The sequence below is a fragment of the Corynebacterium sp. HMSC074C03 genome, from assembly GCF_001838285.1.
In the GTDB taxonomy this organism is placed as follows: domain Bacteria; phylum Actinomycetota; class Actinomycetes; order Mycobacteriales; family Mycobacteriaceae; genus Corynebacterium; species Corynebacterium amycolatum.
Genome location: NZ_KV836218.1, coordinates 12,199 through 31,210, shown reverse-complemented (window position 1 = coordinate 31,210; position 19,012 = coordinate 12,199). Strand labels below are relative to the sequence as shown.

The following is a 19,012-nucleotide window of genomic DNA, read 5'->3' as shown; positions in this document are numbered from 1 at the left end:
GGCATGCGGACACACTTTTCTTTACTTAACCCGCCAAACCGCCGTGCGAAAGGCCCACGGCATTGTGGCTGGCTTGCGGCGACCGATTCTCATATCGCCTACGCGCCAGTGCCCGGCAGAAGAATCGAACCCCTGAGTAACCATTCGGGCTGTTCTTATTTCGCCAATTTGCTGTAGTCCGACCAACGGACCGCTCTGGCTACATATGGATGTGTAAAAGGAGTGCGACACCTATCTGCGAGCTCCAACACTTCGACAACGGTGCCGACTGCCCGGTAAGGAATCGCCACTGATGTGTCGTTGTCCGTATTCGTGATTGTGATTTCGCTTTCGGTGGCGTCGATTCTCGTGTTTCCTATTGCTGCTTTTAATTCCACGTGTGCTCCCCTTTGCTGATCCGTTTTGTTGACGCAGTTGGATTAGTGTCAGCCGTTACGATTTGTCCATGAGTGAAAACGAATTCAGGCGCCTCGTAGCTCGAGTAGAGCGAGCGGCTTCGCACCGCCACGAGCTGTGGAGTCTTGGTGCCGAACATCTGAAGGCGAACCCGATTGAGCGCCGGGTTGTAAGCAACGGCGATATCCGTTCCTTTCGCCTCCATGCGACCGCACCTGTGCCAACCGAGCTGTCCCTCATCTTCGGAGAGTGGCTGTACCAACTTCGTGCCGCCCTCGATGGGCTGATGTACGAAATCGTTGTCCGAGAGACCAAGTTGGACCCTCCGCCACATGCCGGCCGGATTTCCTACCCGTTGTGCAGATCTGCTGACGCTTTCGTCTCGTGCAATACCTATGGAGTTTCCGATAGGATTCGCCGAGCTATTGAACGCACGCAGCCCTATCACGCCACCGGAGGATTCAGCGGTAGTGCGCTGTGGTGGATTCATGATCTCGCTCGAATTGACCGCCATCGACGTGGGCATTGCCTCGTGTGGCGCATTATCGAGCTGCAGGTCAATTCCAACAGCCCGGCCATCGACGCCTCGCGTTGTGGTGTATGCAATCGGTTCGAGGCTTTCATCCGGGGTGATGAGGAGTTGGAAGCCGCGTGGATCGCACTCCGCCGCGGCATCGAACTCAACTCGAATGACGGAGTAGATATCACTTGGCGTCTCCAATTCGATGTAGCTGACTGGGTCCAGCGAATTCCCCGCAGCTACGGCGTTTGGAGCCTCGATGACCGAATGGCTAACGCAGAAATGTATCTCAGTAAGACCATCGAGTTGTTCGAGCAACTCTTCATCGTTGATGACGAGATACTGGCTTAGGCCACTGTCATGGAGTCTGGTTAACATTCGTTGACGCAGTTGTCCTCTAGCGTTGGCTAAATCCATGTACTTCATCGCCGCTTCCTCCTTTCGTTTGCCGGCTGCTGTTTTACTGGCAGTTTTCGCCACCTATGTATTTGGTTCCGTAGATTTATTGGTATGGATTGGCTGTCAGTCGGAATCGATATCCTCGGAGTACCCATCGGTGTCGCTGGTCTCGTGTACGCGCATGTCGCTAATTGCAAGGCGAAGAAGTCCAACAGCATCGCTAAGCGGGCACTTCAAGAAGCCGCCGAATCGAATCGCATCGCAATACAGGCAAACAAGCTGGCTGAGGATGCGAACTCGGTCAGTGAAAGAGCGCTCCGAGTCTCTAGCGAGGACTTCGAGTACAACTGGGGATTCGGGATCGAAAACGATGGGGTTATCTGCATCTCCAGCGAAAGCTCCCACGATGCTGTTGACTTCACCCTGTTGGTTGAGGTTCAACACGCGGGCAAATCCATAGCCCCCGCTGATGCCCACTATCGGCACGTTGATAACGTGTCCTACGGTGCGCAACTGTTCTTCAAGATTGAGAGCATTTACCCTCAGTTGATTCCCAAGGCGCGAGCCCAGAAGCGCCACATCGTCGCAATGTTCGGAGACAGCGTCGTGTACAACGGCCGCAATCCCATCACCTTTGATGTCATTGCTGTCATGTCGTGGAAAACGCCCGGTGGTGGCGAGCGCGGTGGCACTATTAAGCGCCGCCTGAGCTGTCGCGAGGACAAGCTCGGAGCCATTGTCTTTTCTCAGGTTTCCTAGGTCGTTCACTCTCGTCCTCCCTCCTTTTTGCTTGTTGACGGTTGCTGCCCGGCACCTTCCCCAGTGCTGGGCGGATTGAGTCGTTAGCCAGCCGTCTAGCGCACGAGTTGCGTTAGGTCTTCGGCGAAGCGTTGCGCTTCCTCGATAGAGATATCGATTACGTTCGCTCCATGAGGTAGGTGCATCGCTACTCGGAGATCATCGCGGGTGGTGTAGCGGTAAATCCTCACTCCGCTGATTGGGCTCTTCATTTGGGCATCTGTTTGCGTAGTCATGTCGGTATATTCCTTTTTGTGATGGGGAGGTGAATAATGGACGATTTCGAAGCTCTTAAAGAGCAAGCGCGGCGCTCATACCGTGAATGCTGCGAAAACACTGACCTATGCAAGAGCTCAGTACTTGCTACGCGTCACTCTGCTGACCAAGCGCAAGGCGCGAAAGCTCATATCGAGGAGCTACTCACACAAGTGACTGAAGCTGAATTGCCAGCCGTCAGAGACGCGTATGCCGCTACCGTGAGATCCTGCGAATCCGCAGAGCGCTCATATCTGGATGCGGTCAGTGCATATGAAGCTGCTGTAGCTAGTCGCGACGAGGCGAGAGCTGTTTTTATGAAAAATTTCGGTGAAGAGCCCTAGCTACATCGATTGCTTTCCTGCTGTGGCCGTGGGCGCGTTCTGCAGAAATATGTGCTGAATCAGCGGCATTTTTTGCGACTGCAGCCCACTTTGTTGCCGCGGCGATAGTTTTTGATGACTCCCCTGGTGCTGCAACATCAGGGGTTTCATTTTCCGAATTTGCCATGTTTGCTTCCTCCTTCCGCTTGTCGACGGTTGCCCTGCCCGGCACCTCCCCAGCGCTAGGCAGTTATTCAGTTGGTTAAACTTCCTGCTTAGGGGACGCTTCCCCGGTTGGGAGGTGATTTCTGATGGAGAATCCAGATAGCCGCCCACACGGTTACAGCAATGAAGACGTAGAGTTCGCGCTTCGTCAGGCTGGGCTGAGTGATTCGGCTGATTTGGTTGTTCTGCTTGCGAAGGTTCGGGATAAATCTGTTAAGCAGAGTGAAACCAACCCCGTCGGGGTCTTTTTCGGTCACGTTGACCGTTCGCTTCAAGAAGTCGTCCACACGATTGCTGGATTGGAGCGACGTATCGCATGGCTTGAACGGCAGGTCGGCGAACATCCTGTCGACTAGGTCACTGTCCCATCGCGTCGACTGTGGTACTCGCAGCATTCGCGCGGTGGGACATTCCTTTTTGTTCTCGCACATCTCTATTTCCTCCTTTCGCTTGTCGACGGTGTTCTTGCCTGGCACCTTCCCCAGTGCCCGGCGGTCGTGTCACGCTGGTTTAGTAACCTCCTCGATAACGCTTTTGCGTTGGAAAGGAGGTGATTGTCTTGACTAAATCTGCTGGCAAGAGTTCTGGCAAGGTTCACCGCAGCGCTATTACAGGACGCTTCGTGAAGGCCTCTACCGCTGCTCGCCACCCGAAGACCACGGTTTCCGAGACTCGGTCTAGGGGTAAGAAGTAGTTAGTTGCCCTGGTCGTGCTTCGTTGCGTCCAGGGCCTCCTGCACGATTACTGCCATCACTTTCGCCAGAATTTCGTATTCGATGTGGATTCCCTCACTGGCACCGTCTACATCGATGTTGATTCCTGTATCGGTGCCCTCGATATTGAGCATCGCTACTTTTGCGCCCATAACTGCAATCTCCTTTTTCGCTTGTCGACGGTTGTTGCCCGGCGCGGTTTGTGTTGTTGGCTAGGCGGCTGTTTTTTCTTGTGGGTTGGGTTCTGGCCACATGATGGCGATGGGTGGGACTCCGAGTGCTTCTGCGAAAGATGGGAGGTGCTTATACGAAAGATTTCGTCGGCCGGCCTCGATATTGGCTAGCGTTGGCCGCGTCATGCCTACTCGGTTAGCGAATTGATCTTGGGTTGCACCGATTTTTTCTCGGAGGGCTCGCACGGTCGCCCCTACGCGACGACGTTCTTGCTCACTTTGAACATTCATCGTGTTTCACCTCGTTTCATCTTGTTGCAACTTCAGACTATCGCAACCTTTTGAAACTTGTCAACGGAAACAGTTGAAACATTGTGCAACTTTTGTGTTTGCGCTGGTCATATGAAACTTCTCATTTGGTAATTTCACGCCTGTTTTTCAGCTAAACTGCATGTTTTTTCACTTTTTGCACGTTTGATGTTTCATAGTGTTTCCTGCCACACTGGTGCTATGAATCCGCAGGAATTGGTACAGGTTGGCAAGAAGATTGCTTACCGTCGTAACGAGCTTCGCCTTAGCCAGAAGGAGGTAGCCATAGTTGCGGATGTCTCCCCACGCACAATTCACAATTTGGAATCTGGAAGCACCTGGCCGCACGCTAGCAACCGCATTGCCATCGAGCGTGCTCTCCGTTGGGCGCCAGGAAGCCTCGACGCGATTAAAAACGGCGGCGAGCCGACGGAGTTACAACAGCCACCCGAGACGCCACCCGTCGTTAAGCAACCACTACCCCAGCCCGGCGCGGGTAGTGATGTTGATGATTTGGGTGAGTTGCGTGAGTCGATTCGTCATTTGGATTCGTTGCCGGTGTATGCGCAGCGGGTTGTTTTAGATCAGGCGGTTGATGAGTTGCCACGTGCGGTTGATGCTTTGGATAGCGGGCGGCGTGGTCGGCTGGTGCGGTATGCGTTCGGGTTGTGGGACGAGATGGAGGATGTGGCGTCTTCTGCTCTGCGTTTGGCGGTAACGCTCGGTGACGGTACGCGCGTGTGGGAATTCTGTGGCGATGGGCGCTGGGTGATGATTCGAAGCCTGTATGCAGAGCCGGGACATGCTCCGTTTCCCGACAGGGCTGGCGGGCCAATGCCTAGCACGATGATTGAAGAGCGCTTTGGCGCGCTGCAGGAGCTGCCGCTTGAAGTTGTGGCGCAAATCGAGCAGGAATGTGTCGGCCGGCGGATGGATGCTGCCGAGATTCTCAGTATGTTCCACGACCATGCCGAGAGCCCTACAGGCGACACAGGCATTGTTGACTTGCACACCATCCGCGACGGCAAGGCGCATGATGCTGCGTTTGACGATGACGCACTTATTGAGCGGATCAATGCGGGGCAAGAACAGATTGCTGCGCAAGAGGCGACTGAACCGCTTGATGAGGAGTGGACGTAAAAACTAATGACACCTACTGATAATTCTCTCCCTCCCGAACGCCCAGGGATGCACCCCACGATTGTGCATATAGCGCTGGAAGCCAATGGCGCTTTAGTAGACCCTATGGATCGCTGGGAATTAACCGAGGAGGTCGTAGACCTACTTAGCGATTTCGCAGCCAAATATCCAGATTCGTACGACTATCTCACAGCAAATTTAGAGAGTTGGGCGCTCGAGGGGTATCCAAACTTCGATGTCTCAGGCACCTCAGATTCATCAATTGGCGCTCCAATCGGAGGACGACTGCGACGGAGGCTTGGACCTCAACGTCCCTGGATGTGCGAAGCAAAAACAGGAATTGAGAGCCCGGAAGAGTGGCGTCTCTACTTCACCGACATCACCAAAAAGCCGGGCGAACCCGACTACATGTTCTTCGGCGCACATTTCACGGAGAAACGAACAAAGGATAAAAGCGGAAATCCCTTGCCGCAGAAGACAGTCCAGAAAATGCAAGATAGCGACATCAAGGAAGCTGCAACCAAGATTGTGAACCTCACTCAGGCTGACAATCGTGTTTACCGCCTTGCGAGTGAGCTATAGATACCCCCGAGTAATGTACGCCCCTTCCTTGTCTGTACATTTAAGTGTACATATTGCATGTAGTTGACCCCGTCAACCATGCGCACCGTATCCGTAGACCATCAGATGAAAGGAAGGCGTCATCATGGCTAAATTACGTGTCCCCAACTCTCGTCGACTTGGCGTCGACCTCGCCCAATCGGAAAAAGAGCTCGTGCGCCAGCTCGTCGCATTCCGCAAACTCCGCGGCCTTGACATAGCAGAAGTAGCTCGACGGATGGGCGTATCCAGAACTACCGTTTACTCATTTGAGAATCTCAACAGCGGTGCTTCCAAAACGCACACCTTTCTCACTGCAAAACGGTATGCGGAAGCTGTCGACGCATATACCGCCTACATGGTTTTCGACGCCGGTTCGGTCAAGAAAGATGGAGACCAGGCAACCTACGCCACCATTAAAGAGAAGGTTTCCGAGCATCGGAAAGCCCTCGAAATCGATGGCGCTTACGAGGGCAATTCTGCTGTTCAGCAAAAAATCGCCGACGCTGTAACATGCGCACATTTAGAAACCATGACCACCTGGGATGTCCCCGAGCGGCAGTCCCGACGCTTCACCCCCAGCTCTGACGGCCACCAATGGACGTCTTCGTCCCGTAGTGAGTTTTGGACCGTATCTAACCAAAACCAAGAGCTTCAAGAGGCATAAGAAAAGGCGAACGCACGAATGACCGCAAGCGCAGCTTTCAACCCGGACCATCTCGCCACCCGCACAGATCTGGGAAGCATGTCCGTCAAGCTCATCGGCCCACTCCAAAAAGACTCTGGCACCAACGGTTTCATCGAATTCACTATCAAACCAAAGACTGAACCTGACTGCTTCCACTTAGTAGGAAGCCTCGTAGCCGAACTAGACAATGCCATTCGCTACGAATTACAGATCGTCGCCTACTGGTTCCTTCCGCAGGACGCGCTCCCCACTGAAGAGCAACTCCGCGACTTCGCCCTACACCGCGGAATATTCGACCTCATTGCAGTTGTAAATCATGAGATTCGCGGGCTCGGCATCCGATACGGTTACCCCTACCCCTCATTCGGAGGACCAGAAATCGAACAGCTCCGCAAAGAAATCATGAACGAATCACACGACGTATTCACCATTCCCAGCGAATAACGACATACTCCTCCAACCAGAGCTTCGAACACTTGAGGGCACCCAATCCGCACCTTACGCAATACTTACCCTGCCGAAAGCAGGATTAAGCATTAGTGAGGACCCAATGAGCATTATCGAAGACCGACTCTCCATGTTGCTCGATCAGGCAAATGTCCGCCTCATTGAGACACCAAAGCTCGGCGCGACGTTCAATGCCGTCTACCACGCGGAAAGCCGAACGATATTCGTCCGTTGGGGCATCGACCCAGTCACCCGTCGATGTGCCATCGCACATGAACTCGGCCACGCAATCTACGGCGACACCGAGTCCTCTCCCTTCACTGAACGCCGGGCAGACAAATGGGCTGCAACGAACCTCATCACCCTAGACGATGTGAACGTTGCAGCGGAAAACAACGATGGAGTGCTATCAGCAATGGCCGCTGATATCGGCGTGACACCGCACATGCTCGAGCTCTGGTTCGAGCTACATCAAGCTGGAAGCATCCCCCACCAACACTCCTGCCTCAAGTATTAGCCCATCTCTAGAAAGACGATTCACATGAACAAGAAAACCCTCGCAAGCGCGCTATCAGCCACACTTCTCGTCAGCGCCTGCAGCTCTGAAGAATGGGAGTCCGAACAGCAGCGCCAAGCAGCCCTCCGAGAATACTCCTGCCAAACCTTCGTGGAGGCAGACCCCAACCTAATCGCGTCAGAAACCATCCACGGTATGGATGCTGTTACTCAAGACGTCGGTGACCGAGCGAACGCACTCAACCATTCCTTCATGCTTCAAAACGGAGTCATGAAACCAACCTGCGACCGCACATCCGCCGACTACGACGACGTCGTCCTCCAAACCTGGATCAACAAGACAGATAAAGAGCTTGGCGATAAATTCACACCACAGTTCGCTGAAGACAACGGCATCGACATCGACGAACTATGAGACTCACGAAGCAATAAAGCATCTCGGCAGTAGATGTTTCATACTTGGAAAAAACATAACCTGCTGGTGGATAATATGCCCCTATTTGAAACATCGGAGGTTTATCCATGCGCCAGTTCACGCGGCTGGAAACCTAACGAACCCGTCAGAATCGCAGTCGAACGCACAGCAGGGATACCTACCACCGCCGAGATACTACCCGCCCCTTGCCCTGCACCGGATGAACCCAAACCGGCAAATAAGCCGATGAGCGCCGGGGAGCCAGGCCTAAAAAGCCAGGCGAAGTCCTACCAACTGCGAACAGATAGAAAAAGCGGGCGCTGACCAACACCAATTAGACAGCGCCCGCTTAGGCAACGCCCCAAATAAACAGCTCGACTTGTTTGAAATGGGATACACGAGGAGTCTACACCATGGCATCAATCAGGCCGTACAAAACAAAGAAAGGTCGACGATGGGAAGTCTTCTACACACGGCCCGACGGCGCGCGCGCTCATAAACGTGGATTCCGTACAAAAATAGAAGCCCAAGCCTGGGTCGAAGACGAAGGTGCTGCAGGCCGCGACGGAACATGGATAGACCCCAACCGGCAAAACACCACTATTGCTGTGCTCGCCAAACGATGGGACAGCACCTTAACCAGACTCAAGCCCTCCGGCGCACGCTCCATCCGTAGCGCCCTCAACAACCACGTCCTACCCAAATGGGGACCACGCCCCGTCGGCAGCATCAAAAAATCAGAAATCCAAGAATGGATCTACACCTCAAAAATGACTCCAACAACCGCCCGGCGCGCTCATAACGTGCTGTCGCAAATTTTGGATATGGCGGTTGATGATGAGTGTTTGCAGACTAATCCTGCGCGTGGGGTGCGTTTGCCGAGGAAGCCTAAGCCGGTGAAGGTGTATTTGACGATGGAGCAGGTGCGGACTTTGGCGGAGGAGTCGAGTCGGCCGGAGATTATTTGGTTGTTGGCGACCAGTGGGTTGCGGTGGTCGGAGTTGGCTGGGTTGCAGGTAGGGGATTTGGATTTGGACGGTCGGCGGGCGCATTTGCAGCGTGCTGCGGTGACGGTTGTGTCCAGGGTTGAAGTTGGAACATTGAAGACGCATGAGAACCGAAAGGTGGCTATTCCTCGGTTTGTGTGTAATATGCTTGCGCCGCTTATTGAGGGGCGTGATTCTGGTGATTGGGTGTGGGAGCGTGCTGACGGTGGGCCATTGAAGTTGCCGTCTACTGGTTCGTTTTTTCATTGTGCACTGGAGCGTGTGCAGGAGGCTGACTCGAGTTTTCCCCATGTGACTGTCCATGGGTTGCGTCATGTGGCTGCTGGTCTTTTGGTGTCGTCGGGGGCGAATGTGAAAGTGGTGCAGCGCCAATTGGGTCATGCGTCGGCGGCGATGACGCTAGACCAGTACGCAGATTTGTTCGATGGGGACCTTGATGAGGTCGCTGATTCGATGGAGATGGTTTATTCGACTCTTGGTGAACTTGAATCGGTGCCCCAGAATGAAAGTGCACCAAAAATGCACCAAAAACGAGACAGCGATTCTAAACAGGCTGGTTAACCGTTTATTTCGGGTCGCCTTTTGTGCGTTCGAGTAACACCCGGGTGAGTACGGAGTAACACCCGAGGCGTTCGGCCTTTGGGCGGAGTTAGTGGTTAAGAGTCAGGCGCATGTTGCCTCCCTCTAGTGTGATAATCTCCGTGCCGACTGCTAGCCGGTTGAGGATTGACTCAGCATTTTTGTGGTTGGGGTGTGATGTGTCCGTTGTTTTTGAGGATGCGGTGGATTGTTGCTGTTGCTGGCAGTGGGGTTGTGTCTTCTTGTTCTAGGTACCAGCTGATGGTGTGAGCTCTCGAGCCGGTGCCGCGGTTTGTCAGTTCTTTACATAGTTGGAGGATGCGGTCGACTACGTCAGGGGCGGTAGCGCGTGGATTTGCATGAGGGCATTTTGATTTAGGGGTCAGTGCTCCAGGCCGCGTTCGGTGCAGCGCTTTTGTAATGTTCGGACCCAACGCGTTGTCACGCCGAAGTGTTGAACTGCTTCGGTTTGGGTCATCCCGGTGGCGAGCATGGTTTCGATGATGGTTTTCGGAGCTGGTTTCTCCATGGTTTCAGCATGGAGAAACGATGTCACCGAAACAGACACTACTGGGGGCACTAAATGCCCTGGTGGGCGAACTTCCACAGTTCAACTGCCAGGGCTGTTCCCTTTTTGTTCCCTATTTTTCGTCGTGCGTTTTCTTGTCGCACTCTAGTCCCGGAACTGCCCCACACGTCCCCGCTCACGCCCATTTACCCGACATCCGGTTGTAACAGCTGGCGCACAGGGAGATGTACTTCGGCGCTTCGAGCGCCTCAATCTCCACGGTCTCACCGTCGAGAATAATGCTGCCGTCCGGGTTCAACCGCGCAGTAAAGATGGCCTTCTGCCCACAGGTACAAATTGTCTTAATTTCCTCAATGGTGTGAGCGACTTCGAGCAGGCGCTGCGAGCCGGGAAAGGCGTGGGTACGAAAGTCGGTACGCAGGCCATAGCAGAGCACCGGAGTACCGCGAAGGGTAATGCCCAGCAACTGGTCAACCTGGTCAGGAGTGAGAAACTGTGCTTCATCGATGATCAGGCAATCGTAGCCGTCGGCAAGCGAGGAGAGGTCATCGCCGTCGTGGATGAGGTGCGCGCGTTCCGCGATCCCGATGCGGGAGTGCACGTCGCCGTCAGCCAAGGTGTCGACGGCCGGCTTGGCGATCAACGGTCGCATATCGCGCTCGCGGTAGTTGTGGGCGACGCGAAGAACCTCGATGGATTTTCCGCTGTTCATGGTTCCGTAGCGGAAGTACAGTTTTGCCATAGCCATCGATTGTAGGGCATCGATTTACGAGCTCTGACGGGCGTAGAACCGTGCGGCCAACGCGGATTTCAATTCGCGACTATCCTATATTTTTATGCAGCCGAATCCTGACCTGAATGAGAATCCAACCGTCGTTGTATGCGGATCGATCCACCTAGATACCCTGGTCCAGGTCGATAGCGTCCCCGCCGAAGGTGGCACGCTCATCGTTGATGACGGCACCAATTCGCTGGGTGGTAAGGGCGCCAACCAGGCCGTCGCCATCGCTTACGACGGTGTCCGTGCTGTCATGGCCGGTACGGTTGGTGAGGATCGCGCTGCGGATGTCGTAGTCGAGGAACTCAACGCACACGGCGTAGACGTCCATTCCATCAAGACTTCCTGGGATTTGCCGACCGGCAGCGCTTTCGTAGCAACAAACCGCAAGGGTCGGCCGGTCATTTTTGTCCAGCGCGGTGCCGATGCGCTGACCGATCCCACCGATTTCGTCGACAAGTTCGCATCAGCGGATGTCGTGCTCGCACAGGGCGAGCTCCTCCCAGAAGCAACTGAGGCCATCGCGTCCGTCGCATCCATGTACAGCGCGCGACTGGTACTGAACCTCAATCCGGTCGTAACCGTTACACCTGCGCTGATTGACCATGCAGATCCACTGATTGTCAACATGAAGGGTGCCTGGGAAACAATCCGTCGCCTGGACATCGCTGAGGGCATCCGCGCTACCGACTACCGCGCACAGCTCGAGGCACTACTGCAGTACTGCCCCAGCGTCATCATGCTCCGCGGCGACCACGGCTGTCTCTTCGCACAGCACTCCGACGGTCTCGATGACGAGCCGACAATCTACGAGCACCCCGCGCTCAAGCTGCCAGAGGAGAAGATTGTCGACGGCACTGGCTCCGGCGACGCATTCGTCGGCACGCTCACCGCGGAACTGGCTAAGGGTACCTCGCTTTACGACGCCATCCCTCTGGCCACCGCAGCAGGTGCAGCAGCCGTACAGGCGGTCGGCGCATGCTCCGCGTTTGTCCGCCGCGAGAAGCTGCTGGAGATGGTCGAAGCCGAGGACTTCCCCGCTATCCGCGTTTACTAGCGCTCTCTAAGCGGCGAAGCCTATCTACGCGGCGACGACTTACCTTCTTACTAGGGGCGATGCTTAACGCGACCGTCACCGCTAATCCAGCATGCTGGTGACCAGCTCGGCAATCTTCGAGCGCTCCGAGCGCTTCAGCGTGATGTGTGCAAAAAGCTCATTACCCTTGAGTTTTTCAATCACCGCCTGTACACCGTCATGGCGGCCGACGCGCAGGTTGTCACGCTGCGCCACATCGTGCGTAAGGATGACCCGGGAATTGCTACCAAGACGCGACAGCACCGTCAGCAGTACGTTGCGCTCCAGCGACTGTGCCTCATCGACAATCACGAAGCTGTCATGCAGGCTACGACCGCGAATGTGAGTCAACGGCAGTACCTCTAGCATGTCGCGCGAGGCAATCTCATCCATGACGTTCTCCGAGACCAGCCCCTCCAGCGTGTCGTAGACAGCCTGCGCCCACGGGTTCATCTTTTCGTCCTCACTACCGGGCAGGTAACCAAGGTTCTGGCCACCGACCGCGTAGAGCGGACGAAACACCACGATTCGGCGATGCAGTCCGCGCTCCAGCACCGACTCCAGACCCGCGCACAGCGCAAGCGCCGACTTACCTGTGCCGGCTCGGCCGCCGAGGGACACAATCCCCACCGAGTCATCCAACAGCAGGTCGAGCGCAACGCGCTGCTCCGCCGACCGCCCCTTCAGCCCAAACGCCTCGGTATCACCCCGCACCAGCTTGACGACGCCCGGGGCGCTCACCCGTGCCAGCGCAGACTGGCTACCGGCGCTGAGCTGCACGCCGCAGTGTAGCGGCTGCTCCTGAACCTGCTCGAGCTCCAGAAAGCCATTGGCGAAGAGACGATCAATTTCCTCCGGGTCGACATCCACTTCCACCATTCCCGAGTACCCAGTCAGTACAACGTCCTGGGCGCGGTAATCGTCGGCAGGCAATCCCACCGCACCAGCCTTAACGCGAAGCGGAATGTCCTTGGTGACCAGCACGACATCATGGCCATCGTGCTGAAGGTTAAGGGCGCAAGCGAGAATACGGTGATCGTTTTCGGCGGTGCGGAAGCCAGCGGGGAGGATGGAAGGATCGGAGTGATTGAGCTCAATATGCATAAACCCGCCAAGATCATTGGCGGGCACAGGCCGGTCCAGGTGGCCGTAGCGGTAACGCAGCTCTTCGAGGAAACGGAGCGCTTCTCGGGCGAACCACCCCAGCTCTGGGTGGTGGCGCTTGGCCTCCAACTCACTCACCACGACCAGCGGAAGCACAACTTGGTGCTCGTCGAACTTCTTGGTGGCGTGGGGATCGGACAACAGGACCGAGGTATCAAGCACGTAGGTACGCATGCCCTCAGGCTAAAAGTCAGAGGTAGAAATTACGTGGTTGTGAGATGAATGCTTGGTTATCAGATGAACCACAGTTGGTTACAGGCTCTAATCCTCAAGTTGAACCCTAAGGAACTGGCCGAGCACCACTGCACGGCCACTCCACTGCCCTTTTAAGGGCAACCAGTCGTTGCAATGTCGACTAGTCGTTGTGGCGAATCTGGCGCCCCAGCAGCTTTCGGCGCAGTGGATCGACAGCCAAGGTCACAGCACCAACTGCTAGAACTCCCAACAGGTACGCCAGCGCAACAACAAGTGAGCGTTGGCTAAAGGTAACTTCATACGCGCCCGAACCGAACATGACGGCTCCCAACAGTGCCCCCATGGCAAAGCCGAAGATGCTGGTCGCAAGCATGGGGAAGAATGTCTGCTTGAAAGTGACCGTGCGATGGAAGGTGATTGGCGTACCGATGAAGTCCAATGCCTTTGTCAGCGAGGCCTCTTCATAGACGGCTGAGGCCTGCGTCAGCACCGTCGATACTAGTAGCAGAATGAAGCCGATTACGAAGGTGATAGTCACACCGGTTGCAATATCGTGCGCGAATGTAACATCCGCAACTTCTTCAATCTTGTCTTCGCCAGGCACCATCATTGTGTAGCCAAGCAGCAGGGACAGGAAGGCCATGGAACTTACTCGACGCCACGATTCCTTAGCGTTAGTCGCTACTCGTCGCGTCGCCACAAAATCACTTGAAGTACCGAAGAAGCTGGAGATGCGGGCAACAAGCTGGATAAAGAAAGGCGCCACTAGGCCAATTGCCCAAACCATCAGGTACATCATCGCTGCGACACCAAGCGTGGCCGTAACGGTCCCACCCGCGACATTGGAGTTGGCAACCACGTACAGGACAACCGCACCGATAACAACGGCCACAATCATGCGCCATGCCTTCATCGACTTGGGCACTTCTTTACGGCTAACGCCAAGTGGCGAAATCATCACCCTTCGCAAACCAACCACAGCAGCAAAGAGCGCGAGAAGCACCACGGCAACCCAGACCAGCGGGTAGCCCCACCAAGGCAGCAACATGTCCCAGGTATCCAGGTAGTCATTATCGAACTTGATCATCGCCCAGAATGGCGCGGTGGCAACCGACAAGAACGTGCCCACCACAAGCCCAACAGCTGCCAATACGAGGGTTTCGATAATAACCATGCGTGTAACTGCCCCGTTAGACAGACCAATCAAGCGCAGAGTTGCCAATCGCTGCTCCCGCCCTGCAGCGCCAAGCACCGCCGACTGTGCCACCAGCGAAACCATTGCCGGAATCACAAAAACGCAGGCCACCAGTGCCAGCTGCAGGTACATCTCGCCCTGACCTTGATTCATGTAATCCTCGGGCGTTGGGTTCGGCGGCAGCTTTGGCTCAGCCTGCCAACGGCGGTAAAACATGGTCGTGCCACCGACGACGACCAACGCCAACCAGGTACTCACGGTCATCGCCACCACGGACAATGCGGATAGCCAGCCGTTTCCCGAATGGGATTCACGCCCGGCGCGCTGCAGCCGCGTGCTCAGGTCCGCTAGTGCGCCGGTAGGGATTCTCTGGGGTTTTGGTGCTTCAGTTACGGTGCTCACTTTGTAACCTCCGCTCCTGCCAGCAGGCGGTCGTCGTGAATCAGGCCATCGCGGATCTCCACACGTCGACGACACCAGTCGGCCACCTTCACATCGTGAGTAACCATCACCAACGTCGTGCCGGTCTGCTCCACCAACGCAATCAGTTGCTGCATGACCTCATGACCTGTGGACTGGTCCAACGCGCCAGTCGGCTCATCAGCAAAGATGACACCTGGCTCACCCGCCATCGCGCGGGCAATTGCCACACGTTGCGCTTGACCGCCGGACATTTGTCCTGGGCGACGGCGCGTGAGGTCTTTTAGGCCCAGACGGCTGAGGACATCGTCGGCAAGCGCGAGTGACGTTGAGCGCTTCTTGCCCTGCAGAATCATTGGCAGAGCAACGTTTTCCCGTGCCGTCAGCTCGGGCAGGAGCTGGCCATCCTGGAAAACGAAGCCGAAGTCGTGTAGGCGGAGGGCGGAGCGGTCGGCGTCGGAAAGCGAATTGATCTTGGTATCACCGAAAATGACGTCGCCGTCATCCGGCAGCAACACGCCGGACATGCAGTGCAGCAGCGTGGACTTACCAGAACCTGACGGTCCCATGACTGCAACGGTTTCGCCGGGCTCAATGGTCAGCGAAATGCCGGTGAGAACGGGAGCGGAATTGTAGGACTTAGTGATGTCACGAATACAAAGTCGTGCGTTTCTTGGGCTGTTGTTCTCTGTCATGACACTCATTTCACTCGCACGGAGGCGATTTCAACACCGTGCCCACTTTCCTTTTGCGGTAGTGCTAGGTCTACCATGCCGGAAATTAATTCCTCCGCACACAGAGCTTTCGTACCATGGGAAACTATGGAGCTGAAGGATTATTTCCGCAAATATATCGGCGCGAACCGCCGCGAAAAAGCGCATAAACGCAGCTACGAGGAATCCGCCGCCGCCCGCATCGCCGAACTTACCGCTTCACGACGAACAATTGCCGAAGCCTTTGAGATTGAACGTCGCCGCATTGAAAATGACCTCCACGACGGAGCTCAGCAATACATTGTTGCGGCTTCAATGAAATTAGGACTTGCGGAATTAGAGGCCTCCAATACTGGCAATGAGGAACTAATGCAGCTCCTGTCGGAAACGCGCGGCCATTTGGAGGATGGCCTGCGGGCCTTGCGGCGAACAGTCCACGGAATTCACCCGCAGGTGTTGCGCGATCGCGGTCTGCAAGCGGCTGTTGAGGAAATTGCTGAAGGGTATGGCCCTCACGTTGTTGTGCACACGCCCTATTCCCTGCCGGAATTGGAGGAAAGTGTGCTTGCCGCGGCATATTTTTTCTGTGCAGAAGTGCTGACAAATGCAGCAAAATATGCACCGAATGCCCCTGTTTCTGTGCTGCTCACCTCAGATCAAACACTGAATATTTCAATTACGGACCAAGGCCCAGGTGGGGCAAAATTGGGGCGCGGATTGCGGGGCATGAAAGAGCGCCTGGTCACTTTTGACGGTGCGATGACCATGCACTCTCCCGAAGGCGGGCCAACGCAGGTAATAGCCAGAATTCCCTTGATGTTGAACCGCTGGGAATCGGGCATTGGAGAAATAGAAGGCATGGATATGGAAAGCGTGGAGAAGAAAGGTGCGGCGAAATAATGAAAATTGTCATTGCGGATGACTCGGCACTCCTGCGGGAAGGAGTCGCGGGGCTCGTCGAAAAGCGCGGACATGAAGTGATTGCGATGGTCGACACTGCCCACGGCCTGGTGGCGGACATCGATGACCGGTTTGATGACACGGGAGAGCTGCCAGATCTGGTGATTACCGATGTGCGCATGCCACCGAAGATGAGTGACGACGGCCTGCGGGCCGCGGTGGAACTGCGCGAGCGTTATCCGCAGCTGAATGTGATGGTGTTGTCGCAGTATGTGGCGCCGGCGTATGCGCGTGAGTTGTTCTCACCGGGAGGTGCTGGAGGTAGTGCTGGAGTTGGTACTGGGGTCGGCTCGAGTGGCAGCAGCTCGAGTGGCGGGACCGGGTATCTGCTCAAAGACCGCGTTGGCCAGGTGCTGGACTTCTTGGGTTCGCTCGAGGTCGTCGCAGGTGGTGGCGTGGTGATTGACCCTGATGTGGCGACGGCATTGATGCAGTCCGGCAAATCGGGGCTAGCCAGTTTAACGGCGCGCGAACGCGAAGTGCTCGAGCTGATGGCACGAGGCAAGTCCAATAAGCAGATTGCCGATGACCTCGTGCTTTCCGGGGCGGCAGTGGCGAAACACGTGTCCAACATCTTTATGAAGCTGCATCTGGAGCCCGGCGAGGAAAACCGCCGCGTTCGAGCAATTTTGGAGTTCCTCACGGCGACGTCGGGGCAGATTTAGGGTCGGCAGCAATCGCTTCTCCCGCAAAGGCGATGAAAAAATAAGTGTTGATTGTGGCACGAGTCACAATTTAAAGTTGACTCATACGTTTGTTGTTTTCTCATCGAAAGGACGTGTCTACATGACTGTTTACGCCAACCCCGGCACCCCCGATGCAATCTTCACGTACAAGGAGCAGTACGAGAATTTCATCGGCGGTAAGTGGACACCTCCAGTAGACGGGCAATACATGGACAACTCCACCCCGGTTACGGGCGAGGTTTTCTGCCGGGTTCCGCGGTCTAACGAGAAAGACATTGAGCTCGCCCTCGACGCCGCACACAAAGCGAAGGACTCCTGGGCCTCGGTTCCTGCGGCCGAGCGGGCACTGATCCTCCACCGCATCGCTGATCGTATAGAGGAAAACCTTGAGAAGATTGCTGTCGCCGAGACCTGGGAGAACGGCAAGGCCATCCGCGAGACCCTCGCCGCTGACATCCCGCTCGCAATCGACCACTTCCGCTACTTCGCCGGGGCCACCCGCACGCAGGAGGGGCGCATCTCGCCGATTGACGACAACACGGTCGCCTACCACTTCCACGAGCCACTCGGCGTCGTCGGCCAGATTATCCCGTGGAACTTCCCCCTCCTGATGGCCGCATGGAAGATCGCCCCGGCCCTCGCCGCCGGCAACTGCATCGTGCTCAAGCCAGCAGAGCAGACCCCCGCGTCGATTCTCATGCTCACCGAGATTATCGCCGATTTGCTTCCGGACGGCGTCCTCAACATCGTCAACGGCCTCGGCACCGAGGCCGGTGCTGCGCTGACCGCAAGCGACCGGATCTCCAAAATTGCGTTCACCGGATCGACTGCCGTGGGCCAGCTAATCAACAAGGCAGTGTCCGACAAGATTATTCCGATCACGCTGGAGCTCGGCGGCAAGTCCCCGTCCATCTTCTTCCCCGACGTCATGGACGCCGACGATGCGTTCCGCGAGAAGTGCATCGAGGGCCTGGCCATGTTCGCGCTGAACCAGGGCGAGGTCTGCACCTGCCCGTCGCGAGCCCTGGTCCACGAAGACATCGCTGATGAGTTCCTAAAGCTCGCGGTCGAGCGTGTTAAGCAGATTAAGACCGGCAACCCGCTGGATACGTCGGTACAGATGGGCGCCCAGGCCTCCCAGGAGCAGCTGGACAAAATCTCCGGCTACTTGGAGTCCGGGCCGAAGGAGGGCGCGGAGGTTCTCACCGGCGGCAACGTCGCCAAGCTCGAAGGGCTGGAGGGAGGCTACTACGTCGAGCCGACAATCTTTAGGGGCAACAACTCGATGCGTTTCTTCCGCGAGGAGATTTTCGGCCCGGTCCTGGCCGTGACAACCTTCAAGACTCTGGATGAGGCTCTCGAGATTGCCAACGACACTATCTACGGTCTTGGCGCCGGCGTGTGGAGCCGCAACCAGAATAACGCCTACCGCGCTGCCCGCGGCATCCAGGCTGGCCGCGTGTGGGTGAATAACTACCACAGCTACCCTGCTCACGCAGCCTTCGGCGGTTACAAGCAGTCCGGTATCGGCCGCGAGAATCACTTGATGATGCTCGAGCACTACCAGGAGACCAAGTGCATGCTCGTCTCTTACGACGAGAACCCGACTGGCCTGTTCTAAGAATCCGCCCCTCGGGGCTGGGCAATCTTTCGATTCCGATTCGCGTCCGATGAAGGTGTCGACAATTGCCTCCGCCCCGCCCCAAAAACGCCCTCCGCGCCTGGCAGGTTGCAATGGTCGGCCTTAACCGGACGCACCAGGCGCTGGCGACTCCAAATTTAGAGGCCTAGCTC

23 protein-coding genes and 1 pseudogene are annotated in these 19,012 nt (G+C 56.0%); 15 read left to right on the top strand and 9 right to left on the bottom strand.

Going from position 1 to position 19,012, the window contains the following annotated elements:
* Nucleotides 1–445 precede the first annotated feature (445 nt).
* Both HMPREF2847_RS11465 and HMPREF2847_RS06125 read left to right on the top strand, forming a co-directional pair.
* Nucleotides 446–1,267: a hypothetical protein gene (locus tag HMPREF2847_RS11465; RefSeq protein ID WP_141765063.1), complete on the top strand. Its 822-nt coding sequence runs from the start codon at nucleotides 446–448 to the stop codon at nucleotides 1,265–1,267.
* A gap of 159 nt (nucleotides 1,268–1,426) precedes the next feature.
* Nucleotides 1,427–2,074 carry a hypothetical protein gene (locus HMPREF2847_RS06125; protein WP_070851839.1) on the top strand — a complete coding sequence of 216 codons (648 nt, stop codon included), beginning with the start codon at nucleotides 1,427–1,429 and terminating at the stop codon, nucleotides 2,072–2,074.
* Between the two features lie 95 nt (nucleotides 2,075–2,169).
* Here the strand turns inward: HMPREF2847_RS06125 and HMPREF2847_RS06120 are convergent, their stop codons facing one another.
* Both HMPREF2847_RS06120 and HMPREF2847_RS11460 read right to left on the bottom strand, forming a co-directional pair.
* Nucleotides 2,170–2,349, bottom strand: coding sequence for a hypothetical protein (locus tag HMPREF2847_RS06120; protein ID WP_070851838.1), 180 nt, complete (start codon nucleotides 2,347–2,349; stop codon nucleotides 2,170–2,172).
* A gap of 334 nt (nucleotides 2,350–2,683) precedes the next feature.
* Nucleotides 2,684–2,878 (bottom strand): hypothetical protein, encoded by a 195-nt coding sequence (locus tag HMPREF2847_RS11460; protein WP_141765062.1) that lies wholly within the window; start codon nucleotides 2,876–2,878, stop codon nucleotides 2,684–2,686.
* 124 nt (nucleotides 2,879–3,002) lie between these two features.
* Here HMPREF2847_RS11460 and HMPREF2847_RS11455 point away from each other — a divergent pair, with 124 nt between their 5' ends.
* Both HMPREF2847_RS11455 and HMPREF2847_RS11875 read left to right on the top strand, forming a co-directional pair.
* Nucleotides 3,003–3,272: a hypothetical protein gene (locus HMPREF2847_RS11455; RefSeq protein WP_141765061.1), complete on the top strand. Its 270-nt coding sequence runs from the start codon at nucleotides 3,003–3,005 to the stop codon at nucleotides 3,270–3,272.
* Nucleotides 3,273–3,475: 203 nt separating this feature from the next.
* Nucleotides 3,476–3,610 carry a hypothetical protein gene (locus HMPREF2847_RS11875; RefSeq protein WP_255468966.1) on the top strand — a complete coding sequence of 45 codons (135 nt, stop codon included), beginning with the start codon at nucleotides 3,476–3,478 and terminating at the stop codon, nucleotides 3,608–3,610.
* Here HMPREF2847_RS11875 and HMPREF2847_RS11575 read toward each other — a convergent pair whose 3' ends face one another.
* Nucleotides 3,611–3,781 carry a hypothetical protein gene (locus HMPREF2847_RS11575; RefSeq protein ID WP_168168366.1) on the bottom strand — a complete coding sequence of 57 codons (171 nt, stop codon included), beginning with the start codon at nucleotides 3,779–3,781 and terminating at the stop codon, nucleotides 3,611–3,613. It abuts the gene before it with no gap.
* A gap of 60 nt (nucleotides 3,782–3,841) precedes the next feature.
* Nucleotides 3,842–4,093: a helix-turn-helix domain-containing protein gene (locus tag HMPREF2847_RS11265; protein ID WP_083327334.1), complete on the bottom strand. Its 252-nt coding sequence runs from the start codon at nucleotides 4,091–4,093 to the stop codon at nucleotides 3,842–3,844.
* Between the two features lie 219 nt (nucleotides 4,094–4,312).
* Here HMPREF2847_RS11265 and HMPREF2847_RS11570 point away from each other — a divergent pair, with 219 nt between their 5' ends.
* From HMPREF2847_RS11570 to HMPREF2847_RS06075, 7 genes are all read left to right on the top strand, one after another.
* Nucleotides 4,313–5,251, top strand: coding sequence for a helix-turn-helix transcriptional regulator (locus HMPREF2847_RS11570; protein ID WP_070851835.1), 939 nt, complete (start codon nucleotides 4,313–4,315; stop codon nucleotides 5,249–5,251).
* A gap of 6 nt (nucleotides 5,252–5,257) precedes the next feature.
* Complete coding sequence (locus tag HMPREF2847_RS11445; RefSeq protein WP_141765060.1) at nucleotides 5,258–5,833, top strand: hypothetical protein; 576 nt, start codon at nucleotides 5,258–5,260, stop codon at nucleotides 5,831–5,833.
* Nucleotides 5,834–5,957: 124 nt separating this feature from the next.
* A complete protein-coding gene (locus tag HMPREF2847_RS06095; protein ID WP_070851833.1) occupies nucleotides 5,958–6,518 on the top strand; it encodes a helix-turn-helix domain-containing protein in 561 nt (186 codons plus the stop codon).
* An 18-nt stretch (nucleotides 6,519–6,536) separates the two neighbouring features.
* A complete protein-coding gene (locus HMPREF2847_RS06090) occupies nucleotides 6,537–6,983 on the top strand; it encodes a hypothetical protein (protein ID WP_070851832.1) in 447 nt (148 codons plus the stop codon).
* A gap of 106 nt (nucleotides 6,984–7,089) precedes the next feature.
* Nucleotides 7,090–7,503, top strand: a complete 414-nt coding sequence (locus HMPREF2847_RS06085; protein WP_070851831.1) for an ImmA/IrrE family metallo-endopeptidase — start codon at nucleotides 7,090–7,092, stop codon at nucleotides 7,501–7,503.
* 24 nt (nucleotides 7,504–7,527) lie between these two features.
* Nucleotides 7,528–7,917: a hypothetical protein gene (locus HMPREF2847_RS06080; protein ID WP_070851830.1), complete on the top strand. Its 390-nt coding sequence runs from the start codon at nucleotides 7,528–7,530 to the stop codon at nucleotides 7,915–7,917.
* A 413-nt stretch (nucleotides 7,918–8,330) separates the two neighbouring features.
* Complete coding sequence (locus HMPREF2847_RS06075) at nucleotides 8,331–9,485, top strand: site-specific integrase (RefSeq protein WP_070851829.1); 1,155 nt, start codon at nucleotides 8,331–8,333, stop codon at nucleotides 9,483–9,485.
* A 176-nt stretch (nucleotides 9,486–9,661) separates the two neighbouring features.
* Here the strand turns inward: HMPREF2847_RS06075 and HMPREF2847_RS11260 are convergent.
* Together HMPREF2847_RS11260 and HMPREF2847_RS06065 are read right to left on the bottom strand one after the other, a co-directional pair.
* A pseudogene (locus HMPREF2847_RS11260) lies at nucleotides 9,662–10,032 on the bottom strand (IS481 family transposase); the annotation flags it as partial.
* 175 nt (nucleotides 10,033–10,207) lie between these two features.
* The gene (locus tag HMPREF2847_RS06065; protein WP_048732776.1) at nucleotides 10,208–10,774 is read right to left on the bottom strand and encodes a thymidine kinase; all 567 of its coding nucleotides are present in this window, start codon (nucleotides 10,772–10,774) and stop codon (nucleotides 10,208–10,210) included.
* Nucleotides 10,775–10,868: 94 nt separating this feature from the next.
* Here HMPREF2847_RS06065 and HMPREF2847_RS06060 point away from each other — a divergent pair, with 94 nt between their 5' ends.
* On the top strand, nucleotides 10,869–11,867 hold the full coding sequence (locus HMPREF2847_RS06060; protein WP_070851827.1) for a PfkB family carbohydrate kinase: 999 nt from the start codon (nucleotides 10,869–10,871) through the stop codon (nucleotides 11,865–11,867).
* An 81-nt stretch (nucleotides 11,868–11,948) separates the two neighbouring features.
* On the opposite strand, the gene HMPREF2847_RS06055 is transcribed toward HMPREF2847_RS06060, so the two are convergent.
* The 3 genes from HMPREF2847_RS06055 to HMPREF2847_RS06045 all read right to left on the bottom strand — a co-directional run bounded on the left by HMPREF2847_RS06055 (nucleotide 11,949) and on the right by HMPREF2847_RS06045 (nucleotide 15,554).
* Complete coding sequence (locus HMPREF2847_RS06055; protein WP_070834025.1) at nucleotides 11,949–13,223, bottom strand: PhoH family protein; 1,275 nt, start codon at nucleotides 13,221–13,223, stop codon at nucleotides 11,949–11,951.
* Between the two features lie 181 nt (nucleotides 13,224–13,404).
* Nucleotides 13,405–14,841 (bottom strand): FtsX-like permease family protein, encoded by a 1,437-nt coding sequence (locus tag HMPREF2847_RS06050; protein ID WP_070851826.1) that lies wholly within the window; start codon nucleotides 14,839–14,841, stop codon nucleotides 13,405–13,407.
* On the bottom strand, nucleotides 14,838–15,554 hold the full coding sequence (locus HMPREF2847_RS06045) for an ABC transporter ATP-binding protein (RefSeq protein WP_083229223.1): 717 nt from the start codon (nucleotides 15,552–15,554) through the stop codon (nucleotides 14,838–14,840). The genes HMPREF2847_RS06050 and HMPREF2847_RS06045 overlap by 4 nt, the downstream gene beginning before the upstream one ends.
* 126 nt (nucleotides 15,555–15,680) lie before the next feature.
* On the opposite strand from HMPREF2847_RS06045, the gene HMPREF2847_RS06040 reads away from it, so the two are divergent.
* From HMPREF2847_RS06040 to HMPREF2847_RS06030, 3 genes are all read left to right on the top strand, one after another.
* Nucleotides 15,681–16,472 carry a sensor histidine kinase gene (locus HMPREF2847_RS06040; protein WP_083327332.1) on the top strand — a complete coding sequence of 264 codons (792 nt, stop codon included), beginning with the start codon at nucleotides 15,681–15,683 and terminating at the stop codon, nucleotides 16,470–16,472.
* Complete coding sequence (locus tag HMPREF2847_RS06035) at nucleotides 16,472–17,197, top strand: LuxR C-terminal-related transcriptional regulator (protein WP_038626003.1); 726 nt, start codon at nucleotides 16,472–16,474, stop codon at nucleotides 17,195–17,197. Before HMPREF2847_RS06040 ends, HMPREF2847_RS06035 begins: the two co-directional genes overlap by 1 nt.
* A gap of 121 nt (nucleotides 17,198–17,318) precedes the next feature.
* A complete protein-coding gene (locus tag HMPREF2847_RS06030) occupies nucleotides 17,319–18,839 on the top strand; it encodes an acetaldehyde dehydrogenase ExaC (protein ID WP_070851825.1) in 1,521 nt (506 codons plus the stop codon).
* The last annotated feature ends 173 nt before the right edge of the window (nucleotides 18,840–19,012 follow it).

Excerpts from the sequence above, each read along its gene's own strand:
- HMPREF2847_RS11465 (WP_141765063.1), top strand. The coding sequence starts at position 446 with ATGAGTGAAAACGAATTCAGGCGCCTCGTAGCTCGAGTAGAGCGAGCG.
- HMPREF2847_RS06125 (WP_070851839.1), top strand. The coding sequence starts at position 1,427 with ATGGATTGGCTGTCAGTCGGAATCGATATCCTCGGAGTACCCATCGGT.
- HMPREF2847_RS06120 (WP_070851838.1), bottom strand. The coding sequence starts at position 2,349 with ATGACTACGCAAACAGATGCCCAAATGAAGAGCCCAATCAGCGGAGTG.
- HMPREF2847_RS11460 (WP_141765062.1), bottom strand. The coding sequence starts at position 2,878 with ATGGCAAATTCGGAAAATGAAACCCCTGATGTTGCAGCACCAGGGGAG.
- HMPREF2847_RS11455 (WP_141765061.1), top strand. The coding sequence starts at position 3,003 with ATGGAGAATCCAGATAGCCGCCCACACGGTTACAGCAATGAAGACGTA.
- HMPREF2847_RS11575 (WP_168168366.1), bottom strand. The coding sequence starts at position 3,781 with ATGGGCGCAAAAGTAGCGATGCTCAATATCGAGGGCACCGATACAGGA.
- HMPREF2847_RS11265 (WP_083327334.1), bottom strand. The coding sequence starts at position 4,093 with ATGAATGTTCAAAGTGAGCAAGAACGTCGTCGCGTAGGGGCGACCGTG.
- HMPREF2847_RS11570 (WP_070851835.1), top strand. The coding sequence starts at position 4,313 with ATGAATCCGCAGGAATTGGTACAGGTTGGCAAGAAGATTGCTTACCGT.
- HMPREF2847_RS11445 (WP_141765060.1), top strand. The coding sequence starts at position 5,258 with ATGACACCTACTGATAATTCTCTCCCTCCCGAACGCCCAGGGATGCAC.
- HMPREF2847_RS06095 (WP_070851833.1), top strand. The coding sequence starts at position 5,958 with ATGGCTAAATTACGTGTCCCCAACTCTCGTCGACTTGGCGTCGACCTC.
- HMPREF2847_RS06090 (WP_070851832.1), top strand. The coding sequence starts at position 6,537 with ATGACCGCAAGCGCAGCTTTCAACCCGGACCATCTCGCCACCCGCACA.
- HMPREF2847_RS06085 (WP_070851831.1), top strand. The coding sequence starts at position 7,090 with ATGAGCATTATCGAAGACCGACTCTCCATGTTGCTCGATCAGGCAAAT.
- HMPREF2847_RS06080 (WP_070851830.1), top strand. The coding sequence starts at position 7,528 with ATGAACAAGAAAACCCTCGCAAGCGCGCTATCAGCCACACTTCTCGTC.
- HMPREF2847_RS06075 (WP_070851829.1), top strand. The coding sequence starts at position 8,331 with ATGGCATCAATCAGGCCGTACAAAACAAAGAAAGGTCGACGATGGGAA.
- HMPREF2847_RS06065 (WP_048732776.1), bottom strand. The coding sequence starts at position 10,774 with ATGGCAAAACTGTACTTCCGCTACGGAACCATGAACAGCGGAAAATCC.
- HMPREF2847_RS06060 (WP_070851827.1), top strand. The coding sequence starts at position 10,869 with ATGCAGCCGAATCCTGACCTGAATGAGAATCCAACCGTCGTTGTATGC.
- HMPREF2847_RS06055 (WP_070834025.1), bottom strand. The coding sequence starts at position 13,223 with ATGCGTACCTACGTGCTTGATACCTCGGTCCTGTTGTCCGATCCCCAC.
- HMPREF2847_RS06045 (WP_083229223.1), bottom strand. The coding sequence starts at position 15,554 with ATGACAGAGAACAACAGCCCAAGAAACGCACGACTTTGTATTCGTGAC.
- HMPREF2847_RS06040 (WP_083327332.1), top strand. The coding sequence starts at position 15,681 with ATGGAGCTGAAGGATTATTTCCGCAAATATATCGGCGCGAACCGCCGC.
- HMPREF2847_RS06035 (WP_038626003.1), top strand. The coding sequence starts at position 16,472 with ATGAAAATTGTCATTGCGGATGACTCGGCACTCCTGCGGGAAGGAGTC.
- HMPREF2847_RS06030 (WP_070851825.1), top strand. The coding sequence starts at position 17,319 with ATGACTGTTTACGCCAACCCCGGCACCCCCGATGCAATCTTCACGTAC.